Below are 14,557 nucleotides of genomic sequence, written 5' to 3'. Positions count from 1 at the left end.
AATCAGGCGAGTTGCCATTTGGACATGAGTGATTTCCTGGCAGGCAAGAAGCCAGCGAATGTTCGCTGACTTCTTGAAGAGCTTAGCCAAATTTAGGTAACACGTTAAAGACGTTACCGAACCAGCACAAAATCACGGCTATGCCAAAGAGGATAACAATCGCTGGAATGAGATTGCCGCCCCAAACCGTGAACATCTGGTTGGGAAACTTCTTGCGGGCTTTGATTGCCAGTACCGCAGGGATAATGACCGCCCAGATGGTGGCGCACAGCCCGGCACCGCCGATCCCGTAAATAAAGCCGTTCGGGAAGACCAGATACAACAACGCTGGTGGCAGGAAGGTTAACAGCACGGTTTTGAAACGACCGGCGTGGGAGTTATCAATCTTAAACAGATCCGCCAGATAATCGAACAATCCCAGCGTGACGCCAAAGAACGAACTGGCGACAGCCAAGTTAGAGAACACCAGCAGGCAAAACTCGATAATGCCATGTTGTTTGGTGCCGAGGAACGATTTCACCAGTGAATCGACGTTGCCGCCGGAGGAGATAATCGCTTTAAAACTTTCACGCGGAATATTCCCCATCGTGCAATACAGCCAGAAGAGATAAATCACCAGTGCCAGCAGCGAACCGAAAACCACGCTTTTGATTAGCTTATCTTTGCGTTTGCCATAGCAAATAATCAGGCTGGGAATATTGCCGTGGAAACCAAATGACGCAAGGCACACTGGCAGAGCCATAAAAATGTACGGGAAGTAAGACGTCCCCGCAGTCGTGCTGGTGGCATCACGTAGAACGGAATAATCGACCTGGAAGAAGAAAGAGCCAAACACAATGACAAAGGAGATAATCTTCAGACCGAGGAACAATGAGGTAATACGGCTGGCGGCTAACGAACTTATCCATAATACGCTGGCGACGAAAATGGCCGTGCAGATCCCGACAATGCGGGGATTGGCATGGTAGCCCAAATTCATTGATATCGTTTCGCTAATGATCGCGCCGTTAGCAGAGATATAGGCGTAAGTGAGAATATAGAGAACGAAGGCAACGGTAATGCCGCTGATAATGTTCCAGGTGTTACCGATTAAATCTTTAGTGATGGTATTAAAACTGGAGCCGACGGGATAATTTAAATTTGCTTCTAATAATAGTAACCCAGAATGTAGCATTGAAAACCAGGCAATGATAAGGATAAAGGCACCCCAGAAAAACCAGGCGCCGGCAAGATCAACAGGTAAAGCAAACATACCTCCACCGATTACTGTACCTGCTATAACCATAACACCCCAAAATGCAGAGTGTTTTTTTTCTGCTTGTTCAGTCATGATGCCACCTTTAGAGGAAGGCTATTTTTGTTATTGAGGATGTAGGGAATGGAGTGGCTAACATCCTTATAGCCACTCTGAGTGTATTAATTAAACTTCTTTCAGTTTTGCGGTGAAGTGACGCAATACTTTCGGTTCGTAGGTAAAGGTCAATCCTTTAATATTGGCTGCATTTTCTTTCACATGTTTGAAGGCTTCAATAATAAAGTCCATATGTGTTTGAGTATAGGTTGCGCGTGGAATGGTTAAACGCAGCAATTCTGCCGGGCACGGCAGTTGTTTACCGGTTTTCGGATCGCGGCCTAACAGGAAAGACCCAATTTCTACCGCACGGATACCGGCGACTTTATACAGCTCGCACGCCAGCGCCTGTGCCGGGAACTGATCTGCCGGAATATGCGGCAACAGTTTACCGGCATCAACGAATGCCGCGTGACCGCCCGCTTGCTGGCAGACAACGCCAATCTCTTCCAGACCATCGACCAGATACTGCACCTGCGCGATACGATAAGCCAGCCAGTCCAGATTCATGCCGTCATACAGACCTACCGCCAGACGCTCCATCGCGCCGCCTTCCAGCCCACCATAAGTCGGGAAGCCTTCCTGCACCACGCAAAGGGTTCTGCACTCGGTATAGACATCGAAGAAGCTGTCGTCTTTCACGCACAGCAGGCCGCCCATCGGCACCATCGCATCTTTCTTGGCGGACATTGCCAGCATATCGGCATATTTGTAGGTTTCGCGGGTAATCTGCTCGATAGTCCAGTTTTTGTATTCAGCTTCACGTTGCTTGATGAAATAGGCGTTTTCAGCAAAGCGCGCGGAGTCCATCACTACAGGAATGTCATATTTCTTCGCAATGCTGTACATCGCTTTCATATTTGCCAGAGATACCGGCTGACCGCCTGCGGAGTTACTGGTGATGGTAGCAACGATATACGGCACGTTATTCGGGCCAACTTCTTCAATACCGCGTTCTAAACCTTCGAGGTCAAAGTTACCTTTAAAGTCGTAACGCACGCCAGTATCGAAGGCTTCTTTGATATAGACGTTACGCACGGTACAGCCGTTAATCTGGCTATGGCCCTGAGTGGTGTCGAAGAAATAGTTAGAGAACGCCACCATTTTGCTGCGATCCAGACTTTTTTCCTGCTCGCGTTTTTTAATCAGTACCGGAATGTAGATTTGCTCTGCACCACGACCCTGGTGAGTTGGAATAGTGTATTGATAACCAAAGATATTCTTCACTGACTCGGCTAATGCGTAGTAGCTGCGGCTGCCGCTGTAGGCTTCGTCGCCGCGCATCATCGCTGCCTGCATACTCTGCGTCACCGCCCCAGTGCCACTGTCGGTCAGTAAATCGATAAACACATCTTCGCTATCCAGCAGAAATGGGTTCATACCGGATTTAATAATCGCTTCTTCACGGTAAGCACGAGTGGTACGTTTTACTGGTTCAATAACACGAATGCGGAACGGTTCAGGGAGGTGTTTAAAGTTTTCCATTGCATAATCCTTCATTTATTTTAATTGCAGTGATCCCTGTGAATATTACATTTGCAATATCTATTAATTTCCCACATATATACAAGAACCGTTACTGCTTTAAGAAAGCAATTAAATCAGTAATAGCGTATATAAAAAAAGAAAATAAAGACGTAGCAAACTCATAGATCACATTGAATCTAATTCGGTTTGACTCTGATGATGGCTACAGAAGGGCAAATTAAGGGCGGTGATCGACAATTCTGTTGTCAATATTAAACCACTTTGAGGTCACACATATATGTAAAGTATTCATAATGTACTTATCCTCGAAAGACACAACGTTACAGTATAATACTCAAGATTTTTGTCTATTCTGAAATTGTTTAAATGTGAATCGAATCACAAACGGTTGCGAAACAATATTAAATGCTTTTTTAAGAAAATAAGTTACGTAAGAAGGCTAAGGTTTATAAAAAGGGTTGAGTAATAATAAGAGTGCTAACAAGAAAGCAAAGCCGCATCAGGCAATCTGGATGCGGCTTTGTAGGTACGGGTTACTTACCGATACAGAAGCTGGAGAAAATTCGCCCCAGCAGATCGTCAGAAGTAAATTCCCCGGTGATTTCGCTTAAGTTTTGCTGTGCCAGGCGTAGTTCTTCCGCAAGCAATTCACCCGCCCATGCACCTAACAGTTGCGCTTTGCCCTGTTGCAGATGCTCCGCCGCTTGTTCCAGCGCCTGCAGGTGACGACGGCGCGCCAGGAAACCACCTTCCATATTTGTGTCGAAACCCATGCTCTGTTTGAGATGGTTACGCAACACATCCACGCCTTCGCCAGTCCTTGCAGAGAGACGAATCAACGCGTGACCGTTCACTTCGCTCATTCCCAGCGTTTCGCCGGTGATATCAGCTTTATTGCGCACAACAGTGATCGGTAGTTTCGCAGGCAGACGGGCGATAAATTCCGGCCAGATTTCTGCCGGATCAACGGCGTCTGTCGTCGTGCCATCAACCATAAACAGCACGCGGTCGGCCTGTTCAATTTCCTGCCACGCTCGCTCGATACCAATACGTTCAACTTCATCGCTGGCTTCACGTAGCCCGGCGGTATCGATGATATGCAGTGGCATTCCGTCAATGTGGATATGCTCACGCAGCACGTCACGCGTGGTTCCGGCGATATCAGTCACTATTGCCGCTTCACGCCCTGCCAGCGCGTTTAACAGGCTCGATTTACCGGCGTTAGGACGCCCGGCAATCACCACCTTCATCCCTTCGCGCAGCAGACTGCCCTGACGTGCTTCTGCACGTACTGCATCGAGATCGGCAATCACGTCATTGAGCTGGGCTTCAATTTTACCGTCGGAGAGGAAATCGATCTCTTCATCGGGGAAATCAATCGCCGCTTCGACGTAAATGCGCAAGTGGGTGAGGGCTTCAACCAGATGATTGACCCGTGCGGAGAACGCGCCTTGCAGTGAGTTAAGCGCCGAACGAGCCGCCTGTTCTGAGCTGGCGTCGATAAGATCCGCAATCGCTTCGGCCTGGGCTAAATCGAGTTTATCGTTAAGAAACGCGCGTTCTGAAAACTCACCAGGGCGAGCAATCCGCAGTCCAGGAATGGTCAGAATACGTTTTAACAGCAGGTCGAGGATGACCGGACCGCCATGACCTTGCAGTTCCAGCACATCTTCACCGGTGAACGAGTTCGGGCCAGGGAACCATAGCGCGATGCCCTGATCCAGCACGCTGCCGTCGGCGTCTTTGAACGGAAGATAATCGGCGTAGCGCGGCTTCGGCAATTTACCCAGCACGGTTTCGGCAACTTCACGGGCTTTGAGGCCGGAGATGCGCAGGATGCCCACACCACCGCGTCCCGGTGGGGTTGCCTGGGCGACGATAGTGTCGTTATGGCTCATGGTTTATCTCATCAATACAAATAAAAAAGGCGGTCAACTGACCGCCCTTATTTTAGCGAAAACTCACCGAATCAGGATTTTTTCTTCTCGCGGCTATGCAGACCACGTTTTTCCAGACCACGGTAAATCAGCTGCTGCTGAATAATGGTTACCAGGTTGCTGACGATATAGTACAGCACCAGACCTGACGGGAACCACAGGAAGAACACGGTGAAGATGACCGGCATGAAGGTCATGATCTTCTGCTGCATCGGGTCGGTCACGGTGGTCGGCGACATCTTCTGAATGAAGAACATCGTTACGCCCATCAGGATCGGCAGGATGTAGTACGGGTCCTGTGCAGACAGGTCGTGGATCCACAGTGCAAACGGCGCCTGGCGCAGCTCAACGGAACCCATCAGCATGTAGTACAACGCCAGGAAGATTGGCATCTGGATCAGCAGCGGGAAGCAGCCGCCCAGCGGGTTAACCTTCTCAGCTTTATACAGCGCCATCATTTCCTGGCTGATACGCTGTTTGTCATCGCCCAGACGCTCACGCATTGCCTGAATCTTCGGCTGCAGCATACGCATCTTCGCCATGGAGGTGTACTGCGCTTTGGTCAGCGGGTACATGATGCCACGAACGATAAAGGTGATGATGATAATGGAGAAGCCCCAGTTACCCACAAAGCTATGGATCCATTTCAGCAGTTTGAACAGCGGCTGAGAGATGAACCACAACCAACCGTAATCAACGGTCAGATCCAGGTGCGGAGCAACGGCCGCCATTTTGTCCTGGATTTCCGGGCCAACCCACAGGGTGCTGTTCATCGCGCCAGTCTGACCTGGCTGAACCAGTACCGGCTGAGACTTATAGCCGATAGCGGCAATGCCGTTACCCAGATTAGCGGTATAGAAGTTGTTGGTGCCGTCGTTATGCGGGATCCATGCAGTTGCGAAATACTGTTGCAGCATCGCAACCCAACCACCTTTCGAAGAGATGTTCAGGTTTTCGTTGTCAGCAATAGTATCGAACTTGTATTTCTCGTACTTCTCGTCAGGCGTGGAGTACGCCGCGCCACGGAAGGTATGCAGCGCAAAGTTGCTGCTTCCGGTATCGAGATGCGGTGGCAGAGTGATGGATTGCTTCAACTGACCAAAAGTGGAGATCTCCAGCGGTTTTTCGCCAGCGTTCTGCACGTTGTAGTTGACGTTGACAGCGTAATCACCACGTTTCAGGACAAACGTTTTGGTAAACGTGTTGCCTGCCGCGTCGGTATACGTCATCGGCACCTGCAGTTCGTTTTGACCTTCCGCCAGCACATAAGCGTCTTTTTCGACGTTATACAGCGGACGCGGGCCATTAGCCGGGTTATCCGGGCCATCACGACCGGTCAGACCGCTCTGTGCCTGATAAATAAACTGCGGTGAGGTTTCCAGCAGCTGGAACGGCTGGGTAGAGTTCAGTTCTTTCGGGTAAGCCGGCAGCAGGGCCTGCTCAACATCACCACCACGGGTGTTGATGGTCAGATCAAGCACGTCGGTTTTAACCGAAATCAGTTTCCCCTGGCCACTGGCCGGTACGCCCTGGTCGGCGGCGCTACCCGCTGCGGTGGTCGTTGTCTGCGTGGTCTGTTGAGCCTGAGGTTGCGGGTTTTTATCCTGCTCCCAGGCTTGCCAGATCATGAAAGACACGAACAGCAAAGCGATGACTAAAAGATTGCGTTGCGAATCCATCGTTAGTGTTCTCTGGTATCAAATGGTCCGGGCGGGACGGGATCGTCACCACCAGGGTGTAAAGGGTGGCATTTTAATACGCGTTTCACCGTCAACCAACTGCCTTTTATCACTCCAAACCTGCGCAATGCCTCAATTCCGTAGCTTGAACAGGTTGGAGTGAAACGACAATGCGGCCCGAGTAGCGGACTAATCAGGCGTTGGTAGACCCGAATGAGGGCTATCAGGACCCGCGAGCCAGGCGACAGTGGCGGCGCCATAATTTTTCCAACGCTTCCGAGAGAGCACGGTTATCGAGGTCGGCAACCCCTTTTTTCGCCACCACCACGAAATCCATAGCCGGGAGTTCATGTTGGCGTAGACGGAAGCTTTCACGCGTCAGACGTTTAATCCGATTGCGTTCATGCGCTCGTCGAACGTTTTTCTTGGCGACTGTAAGACCGATACGGGGATGCCCCAGCGAATTCAGGCGGCCGAGGATGGTGATTTGCGGCGTGCCAGCCCGTTGTGGCTGCTGGAAGACGAATGTGAATTGACTGGGAGTTAACAAGCGTAACTCCCTGGGAAATGCGAGCTTAACCACTCAGGGGTTAGCTTTATTACTTAGAAACGGTCAGACGAGCACGGCCTTTAGCACGACGACGTGCCAGTACCTGACGACCATTTTTAGTAGCCATACGAGCACGGAAGCCGTGAGAACGGTTGCGCTTCAGTACAGACGGTTGAAAAGTGCGTTTCATGGCGATTTCTACCTAAACTTGAATAAATTCAATGGCTTTATTGGATATCCGTCCGAAAATCGAACGATGGACACCGAAGCCATGGGTGATTAAAGAGGCCGGATTGTAATAATTGTACACTCCGGAGTCAATTCTCTTTCCTTATTTACCGCGCTTTTGCGCACCTTTTCACAGGGAAAAAGTGCAACTGTATACCGGTGAAAACCAGCATTGCGCGCCGGGTGGAGGATTATACGGGCTACCAGGTAAAGCGCAAGGATCGCTCAGGATCTTTATTAGATCGATTAAGACTAATTTTGTTTATGGTCATTAAATTTTCCAATATGCGGCCTAAATCGTGCCCGCCTTGTGCCTGGATCGTTTACACTTAACGGGTTCTGGAAAGCCCTGTGGATAAATCGGGAAAATCTGTGAGAAACAGAAGATCTCTTGCGCAGTTTAGGCTATGATCCTCGGTCCCGATCGTTTTGCAGGATCTTGATCGGGCATATAACCGCAGACAGCGGTTCGTGCGTCACCCTCATGCAGGGTCTTTTCGACGTGCGTCAACAATCATGAATGTTTCAGCCTTAGTCATAATCGACTTTTGTTCGAGTGGAGTCCGCCGTGTCACTTTCGCTTTGGCAGCAGTGTCTTGCCCGATTGCAGGATGAGTTACCAGCCACAGAATTTAGTATGTGGATACGCCCATTGCAGGCGGAACTGAGCGATAACACGCTGGCCTTGTACGCGCCAAACCGTTTTGTCCTCGACTGGGTACGGGACAAGTACCTCAATAATATCAATGGACTGCTAACCAGTTTCTGCGGAGCGGATGCCCCACAGCTGCGTTTTGAAGTGGGCACAAAGCCCGTGACACAAACGCTGAAAGTCCCTGCCAGTAACACCGTTGCACCAGCTCAGGCCGCTCAGGTGCAACCGCAACGTGCTGCACCTGCGGCGCGCTCGGGTTGGGATAACGTTCCGGCTCCGGCAGAACCGACCTATCGTTCCAACGTTAACGTTAAACATACATTTGATAACTTCGTCGAAGGTAAATCTAACCAACTGGCGCGCGCGGCGGCTCGCCAGGTGGCAGACAATCCTGGCGGTGCCTATAACCCGCTGTTCCTTTATGGCGGCACGGGGCTGGGTAAAACTCACCTGCTCCATGCGGTGGGTAATGGCATTATGGCGCGCAAGCCCAATGCCAAAGTTGTTTATATGCACTCCGAACGTTTTGTGCAGGATATGGTAAAAGCCCTGCAAAACAACGCGATTGAAGAGTTTAAACGCTACTACCGTTCTGTTGATGCGCTGCTGATCGACGATATTCAGTTTTTTGCTAATAAAGAACGATCCCAGGAAGAGTTTTTCCACACCTTCAACGCCCTGCTTGAAGGTAATCAGCAGATCATTCTCACCTCGGATCGCTATCCGAAAGAGATCAACGGCGTTGAGGATCGTTTGAAATCCCGCTTTGGCTGGGGACTGACTGTGGCGATCGAACCGCCAGAGCTGGAAACTCGCGTGGCGATCCTGATGAAAAAGGCTGACGAAAACGACATTCGTTTGCCGGGCGAAGTGGCGTTCTTTATCGCCAAGCGTCTACGATCTAACGTACGTGAGCTGGAAGGGGCGCTGAACCGCGTCATTGCTAACGCTAACTTTACCGGACGGGCGATCACCATCGACTTCGTGCGTGAGGCGCTGCGCGACTTGCTGGCATTGCAGGAAAAACTGGTCACCATCGACAATATTCAGAAGACGGTGGCAGAGTACTACAAGATCAAAGTCGCAGATCTCCTTTCCAAGCGTCGATCTCGCTCGGTGGCGCGTCCGCGCCAGATGGCGATGGCGCTGGCGAAAGAGCTGACTAACCACAGTCTGCCAGAGATCGGCGATGCGTTTGGCGGTCGTGACCACACGACGGTGCTTCATGCCTGCCGTAAGATCGAGCAGTTGCGTGAAGAGAGCCATGATATCAAAGAAGATTTTTCAAATTTAATCAGAACATTGTCATCTTAATCCTATGAAATTTACCGTAGAACGTGAGCATTTATTAAAACCGCTACAACAGGTGAGCGGTCCGTTAGGTGGTCGTCCTACGCTGCCGATTCTCGGTAATCTGCTGTTACAGGTTGCTGACGGTACGTTGTCGCTGACCGGTACTGATCTCGAGATGGAAATGGTGGCACGTGTTGCGCTGATTCAGCCGCACGAACCAGGGGCGACGACCGTTCCGGCGCGCAAATTCTTTGATATCTGCCGTGGTCTGCCTGAAGGCGCGGAAATCGCCGTGCAACTGGAAGGTGAGCGGATGCTGGTACGCTCCGGGCGTAGCCGCTTTTCACTCTCTACCCTGCCAGCGGCGGATTTCCCGAACCTTGATGACTGGCAGAGCGAAGTTGAATTTACCCTGCCGCAGGCGACGATGAAGCGTCTGATTGAAGCGACCCAGTTTTCCATGGCCCATCAGGACGTTCGCTATTATTTAAACGGTATGCTGTTCGAAACCGAAGGCGAAGAGCTGCGCACCGTGGCGACCGACGGTCACCGTCTGGCGGTCTGCTCAATGCCGATTGGTCAGTCTTTGCCGAGTCATTCGGTGATTGTGCCGCGTAAAGGTGTGATTGAACTGATGCGTATGCTCGACGGCGGCGACAATCCGCTGCGCGTGCAAATTGGCAGCAACAACATTCGCGCTCACGTTGGCGACTTTATTTTCACCTCCAAACTGGTGGATGGTCGCTTCCCGGATTACCGTCGCGTTCTGCCGAAGAACCCGGACAAACATCTGGAAGCAGGCTGCGATCTCCTCAAGCAGGCTTTTGCTCGTGCGGCGATTCTCTCTAACGAGAAATTCCGTGGCGTGCGTCTGTATGTCAGTGAAAATCAGCTGAAAATCACCGCTAATAACCCAGAACAGGAAGAAGCGGAAGAGATCCTCGACGTCACCTACAGCGGCGCAGAGATGGAAATCGGCTTTAATGTCAGCTATGTGCTGGATGTTCTGAACGCGCTGAAATGCGAAAACGTGCGCATGATGCTGACTGATTCGGTTTCCAGCGTACAGATTGAAGATGCAGCATCACAGTCGGCTGCCTATGTTGTCATGCCAATGAGACTGTAATGTCCCTCACCCGCTTGTTGATCCGCGATTTCCGCAATATCGAAAACGCGGATCTCGCTTTATCTCCCGGCTTTAACTTTCTGGTGGGTGCCAACGGCAGTGGCAAAACCAGCGTGCTGGAAGCCATCTATACGCTCGGTCACGGTCGGGCGTTTCGTAGTTTGCAGATTGGTCGCGTCATTCGCCATGAGCAGGAGGCGTTTATTCTCCACGGGCGATTACAGGGTGAAGAGCGTGAGACGGCAATTGGCTTAACCAAAGATAAACAGGGCGACAGCAAAGTCCGTATCGATGGTACTGACGGGCATAAAGTTGCGGAGCTGGCGCACCTGATGCCGATGCAACTGATAACGCCAGAAGGGTTTACTTTACTCAACGGCGGCCCCAAATACAGAAGAGCATTCCTCGACTGGGGATGCTTTCACAACGAACCCGGGTTTTTCACCGCCTGGAGCAATCTCAAGCGTTTGCTCAAGCAGCGCAATGCGGCGCTGCGCCAGGTGACACGTTACGAACAGCTACGCCCGTGGGATAAAGAACTGATCCCGCTGGCGGAGCAAATCAGCACCTGGCGCGCGGAGTATAGCGCCGGTATCGCGGCTGATATGGCTGATACCTGTAAGCAATTTCTCCCTGAGTTTTCTCTGACTTTCTCTTTCCAGCGCGGCTGGGAGAAAGAGACAGAGTACGCTGAGGTGCTGGAACGTAATTTTGAACGCGATCGCCAGCTAACCTACACCGCGCACGGCCCGCACAAAGCGGACTTACGCATTCGCGCCGACGGTGCGCCGGTGGAAGATACCTTATCGCGTGGGCAGCTAAAGCTGCTGATGTGCGCCTTACGTCTGGCGCAAGGAGAGTTCCTCACCCGTGAAAGCGGGCGGCGGTGTCTCTACCTGATAGATGATTTTGCCTCTGAGCTTGATGATGAGCGTCGCGGACTGCTTGCCAGCCGCTTAAAAGCGACGCAATCACAGGTCTTTGTCAGTGCGATCAGTGCTGAACACGTTATAGACATGTCGGACGAAAATTCGAAGATGTTTACCGTGGAAAAGGGTAAAATAACGGATTAACCCAAGTATAAATGAGCGAGAAACGTTGATGTCGAATTCTTATGACTCCTCCAGTATCAAAGTCCTGAAAGGGCTGGATGCGGTGCGTAAGCGCCCTGGTATGTATATCGGCGACACGGATGACGGCACCGGTCTGCACCACATGGTATTCGAGGTGGTAGATAACGCTATCGACGAAGCGCTCGCGGGTCACTGTAAAGAAATTATCGTCACCATTCACGCCGATAACTCTGTCTCCGTACAGGATGACGGGCGCGGTATTCCGACCGGTATTCACCCGGAAGAGGGCGTATCGGCGGCGGAAGTGATCATGACCGTCCTGCACGCAGGCGGTAAATTTGACGATAACTCCTATAAAGTGTCCGGCGGTCTGCACGGCGTTGGTGTTTCGGTAGTAAACGCCCTGTCGCAAAAACTGGAGCTGGTTATCCAGCGTGAAGGTAAAATTCACCGTCAGATCTACGAGCACGGTGTACCGCAGGCACCGCTGGCGGTTACCGGCGATACCGATAAAACCGGCACTATGGTACGTTTCTGGCCAAGCCTCGAAACCTTCACCAATGTGACCGAGTTCGAATATGAAATCCTGGCGAAACGTCTGCGTGAGTTGTCGTTCCTCAACTCCGGCGTTTCCATTCGCCTGAAAGACAAGCGTGATGGTAAAGAAGACCACTTCCACTATGAAGGTGGTATCAAGGCGTTTGTCGAGTATCTGAACAAGAACAAAACGCCAATCCACCCGAATATCTTCTACTTCTCCACCGAAAAAGACGGTATCGGCGTCGAAGTGGCATTGCAGTGGAACGATGGCTTCCAGGAAAACATCTACTGCTTTACTAACAACATTCCGCAGCGTGACGGTGGTACTCACCTGGCAGGTTTCCGTGCGGCGATGACCCGTACCCTGAACGCCTACATGGACAAAGAAGGCTACAGCAAAAAAGCCAAAGTCAGCGCCACCGGCGACGATGCGCGTGAAGGGCTGATTGCGGTTGTGTCTGTGAAAGTACCAGACCCGAAATTCTCCTCCCAGACCAAAGACAAACTGGTTTCTTCTGAGGTGAAATCGGCGGTAGAACAGCAGATGAACGAACTGCTGGCAGAATACCTGCTGGAAAACCCAACTGACGCGAAAATCGTGGTCGGCAAAATCATTGATGCTGCCCGTGCGCGTGAAGCTGCGCGTCGCGCCCGTGAAATGACTCGTCGTAAAGGCGCGCTGGACTTAGCTGGCCTGCCGGGCAAACTGGCGGACTGCCAGGAGCGCGACCCGGCGCTTTCTGAACTGTACCTTGTGGAAGGGGACTCTGCGGGCGGCTCTGCAAAACAGGGGCGTAACCGCAAGAACCAGGCGATTCTGCCGCTGAAGGGTAAAATCCTCAACGTTGAGAAAGCCCGTTTCGATAAGATGCTTGCTTCCCAGGAAGTGGCGACGCTTATCACCGCGCTTGGTTGTGGTATCGGTCGTGACGAATACAATCCGGACAAACTGCGTTATCACAGCATCATCATCATGACCGATGCGGACGTCGACGGCTCGCACATTCGTACATTGCTGTTGACCTTCTTCTATCGTCAGATGCCGGAAATCATCGAACGCGGTCATGTCTACATTGCTCAACCGCCGCTGTACAAAGTGAAGAAAGGCAAGCAAGAGCAGTACATTAAAGACGATGAAGCGATGGATCAGTACCAAATTTCTATCGCTCTGGATGGTGCATCTTTGCATACCAACGCCAGTGCACCAGCTTTAGCTGGCGAAGCGTTAGAAAAACTGGTGTCGGAGTACAATGCGGCGCAGAAAATGATCGTTCGCATGGAACGTCGCTATCCGAAAGCAATGCTGAAAGAGCTTATCTATCAGCCGACGCTGACGGAAGCGGATCTCTCTGACGAGCAGATTGTGACCCGCTGGGTGAACGCGCTGGTCAGCGAACTGAACGACAAAGAACAGCACGGCAGCCAGTGGAAGTTTGATGTCCACACCAATGCCGAGAAAAACCTGTTCGAGCCGATTGTTCGCGTGCGTACCCACGGCGTGGATACTGACTATCCGCTGGATCACGAGTTTATCACCGGCGGCGAATATCGTCGTATCTGCACGCTGGGCGAGAAACTGCGTGGCTTGCTGGAAGAAGATGCGTTTATTGAACGTGGTGAACGTCGTCAGCCGGTAGCCAGCTTCGAGCAGGCGCTGGACTGGCTGGTGAAAGAGTCCCGTCGCGGCCTCTCCATCCAGCGTTATAAAGGTCTGGGCGAGATGAACCCGGAACAGCTGTGGGAAACCACTATGGATCCGGAAAGCCGTCGTATGCTGCGCGTTACCGTTAAGGATGCGATTGCCGCCGACCAGCTGTTCACCACGCTGATGGGCGACGCCGTAGAACCGCGTCGTGCGTTTATCGAAGAAAACGCCCTGAAGGCGGCGAATATCGATATTTAATGGCATTAACAATGCGCGCGTGCCTGATGCGCTACGGTTATCAGGCCTACAGGATTTCTGCAATATATTGAATTTGCAATTTTTTGTAGGTCGGATAAGGCATTTACGCCACATCCGGTAAGAAGCTATAAGTAATAAAAAGGGTGGAGATAATCTCCGCTCTTTTTATTTCTGCAATCCGCAATTATCATCCCGCAGAACTATACTTTTTGAGTCAACACGTAACGCTTTACAGGTGAATATCATGGGGCTTTTTGATGAAGTTGTCGGTGCCTTTCTGAAAGGCGATGCGGGAAAATATCAGGCGATTTTAAGTTGGGTTGAGGAACAGGGAGGCATCCAGGTGCTGCTGGAAAAACTGCAAAGTGGCGGTTTAGGTGCCATTCTCTCAACCTGGTTGAGTAATCAACAAGGCAATCAGCCGGTGAGCGGCGAGCAACTGGAGTCGGCGCTCGGCACAAACGCGGTGTCCGATCTCGGGCAAAAACTCGGCGTAGATACCAGTGTTGCTTCCAACATGCTGGCGGAACAATTGCCGAAGATTATTGATGCCCTCTCGCCGCAGGGTGAAGTGTCACCACAAGCCAATAACGCTCTGCTTTCCGCAGGCATGGAGTTGCTGAAAGGGAAACTCTTCCGCTAAGCAAAAGGGGAGCACGCAACGCGCGTTGCATCCCCCTTTTCCCTCGGGTGTTGTACTGATTTTTGAGCGGAATCGCGTTAGCATGGGTCAG

14 protein-coding genes are annotated in these 14,557 nt (G+C 51.4%); 5 read left to right on the top strand and 9 right to left on the bottom strand.

What is annotated here, in order from left to right; all coding sequences use genetic code 11:
• Window positions 1-82: 82 nt before the first annotated feature.
• From tnaB to C3D30_RS20875, 9 genes are all read right to left on the bottom strand, one after another.
• Entirely contained in the window at window positions 83-1,330 is a 1,248-nt protein-coding gene (gene tnaB, locus C3D30_RS15630) for a low affinity tryptophan permease TnaB (protein ID WP_105287101.1), read from the bottom strand.
• 90 nt (window positions 1,331-1,420) lie between these two features.
• The gene (tnaA, locus tag C3D30_RS15625; RefSeq protein ID WP_105287100.1) at window positions 1,421-2,836 is read right to left on the bottom strand and encodes a tryptophanase; all 1,416 of its coding nucleotides are present in this window, start codon (window positions 2,834-2,836) and stop codon (window positions 1,421-1,423) included.
• 220 nt (window positions 2,837-3,056) lie between these two features.
• On the bottom strand, window positions 3,057-3,131 hold the full coding sequence (gene tnaC, locus C3D30_RS15620; RefSeq protein ID WP_032147965.1) for a tryptophanase leader peptide: 75 nt from the start codon (window positions 3,129-3,131) through the stop codon (window positions 3,057-3,059).
• 241 nt (window positions 3,132-3,372) lie between these two features.
• A complete protein-coding gene (gene mnmE, locus C3D30_RS15615; protein WP_000019084.1) occupies window positions 3,373-4,737 on the bottom strand; it encodes a tRNA uridine-5-carboxymethylaminomethyl(34) synthesis GTPase MnmE in 1,365 nt (454 codons plus the stop codon).
• Window positions 4,738-4,808: 71 nt separating this feature from the next.
• Window positions 4,809-6,455 (bottom strand): membrane protein insertase YidC, encoded by a 1,647-nt coding sequence (gene yidC / locus C3D30_RS15610; protein WP_000378258.1) that lies wholly within the window; start codon window positions 6,453-6,455, stop codon window positions 4,809-4,811.
• A gap of 2 nt (window positions 6,456-6,457) precedes the next feature.
• Window positions 6,458-6,715 (bottom strand): membrane protein insertion efficiency factor YidD, encoded by a 258-nt coding sequence (gene yidD / locus C3D30_RS15605; protein ID WP_001307474.1) that lies wholly within the window; start codon window positions 6,713-6,715, stop codon window positions 6,458-6,460.
• Window positions 6,679-7,038, bottom strand: coding sequence for a ribonuclease P protein component (gene rnpA, locus C3D30_RS15600; RefSeq protein WP_000239730.1), 360 nt, complete (start codon window positions 7,036-7,038; stop codon window positions 6,679-6,681). Before rnpA ends, yidD begins: the two co-directional genes overlap by 37 nt.
• A gap of 16 nt (window positions 7,039-7,054) precedes the next feature.
• The gene (gene rpmH, locus C3D30_RS15595) at window positions 7,055-7,195 is read right to left on the bottom strand and encodes a 50S ribosomal protein L34 (protein ID WP_000831330.1); all 141 of its coding nucleotides are present in this window, start codon (window positions 7,193-7,195) and stop codon (window positions 7,055-7,057) included.
• A gap of 238 nt (window positions 7,196-7,433) precedes the next feature.
• Window positions 7,434-7,505: a hypothetical protein gene (locus C3D30_RS20875; protein WP_123056761.1), complete on the bottom strand. Its 72-nt coding sequence runs from the start codon at window positions 7,503-7,505 to the stop codon at window positions 7,434-7,436.
• Between the two features lie 296 nt (window positions 7,506-7,801).
• Between C3D30_RS20875 and dnaA the strand changes: the two genes are divergently transcribed.
• The 5 genes from dnaA to C3D30_RS15570 all read left to right on the top strand — a co-directional run bounded on the left by dnaA (window position 7,802) and on the right by C3D30_RS15570 (window position 14,466).
• The gene (gene dnaA, locus C3D30_RS15590) at window positions 7,802-9,202 is read left to right on the top strand and encodes a chromosomal replication initiator protein DnaA (protein ID WP_000059098.1); all 1,401 of its coding nucleotides are present in this window, start codon (window positions 7,802-7,804) and stop codon (window positions 9,200-9,202) included.
• Window positions 9,203-9,206: 4 nt separating this feature from the next.
• Window positions 9,207-10,307, top strand: coding sequence for a DNA polymerase III subunit beta (dnaN, locus tag C3D30_RS15585; RefSeq protein WP_000673456.1), 1,101 nt, complete (start codon window positions 9,207-9,209; stop codon window positions 10,305-10,307).
• Complete coding sequence (gene recF, locus C3D30_RS15580) at window positions 10,307-11,380, top strand: DNA replication/repair protein RecF (protein ID WP_000060089.1); 1,074 nt, start codon at window positions 10,307-10,309, stop codon at window positions 11,378-11,380. Before dnaN ends, recF begins: the two co-directional genes overlap by 1 nt.
• 28 nt (window positions 11,381-11,408) lie before the next feature.
• Window positions 11,409-13,823 carry a DNA topoisomerase (ATP-hydrolyzing) subunit B gene (gene gyrB, locus C3D30_RS15575; RefSeq protein WP_000072052.1) on the top strand — a complete coding sequence of 805 codons (2,415 nt, stop codon included), beginning with the start codon at window positions 11,409-11,411 and terminating at the stop codon, window positions 13,821-13,823.
• A 244-nt stretch (window positions 13,824-14,067) separates the two neighbouring features.
• Window positions 14,068-14,466 carry a YidB family protein gene (locus C3D30_RS15570; protein ID WP_105287099.1) on the top strand — a complete coding sequence of 133 codons (399 nt, stop codon included), beginning with the start codon at window positions 14,068-14,070 and terminating at the stop codon, window positions 14,464-14,466.
• Window positions 14,467-14,557 lie beyond the last annotated feature (91 nt).

This window comes from Escherichia sp. MOD1-EC5433 (assembly GCF_002966005.1).
Classification (GTDB): Bacteria; Pseudomonadota; Gammaproteobacteria; order Enterobacterales; family Enterobacteriaceae; genus Escherichia; species Escherichia ruysiae.
This window is presented reverse-complemented; position numbering and strand designations above follow the sequence as displayed.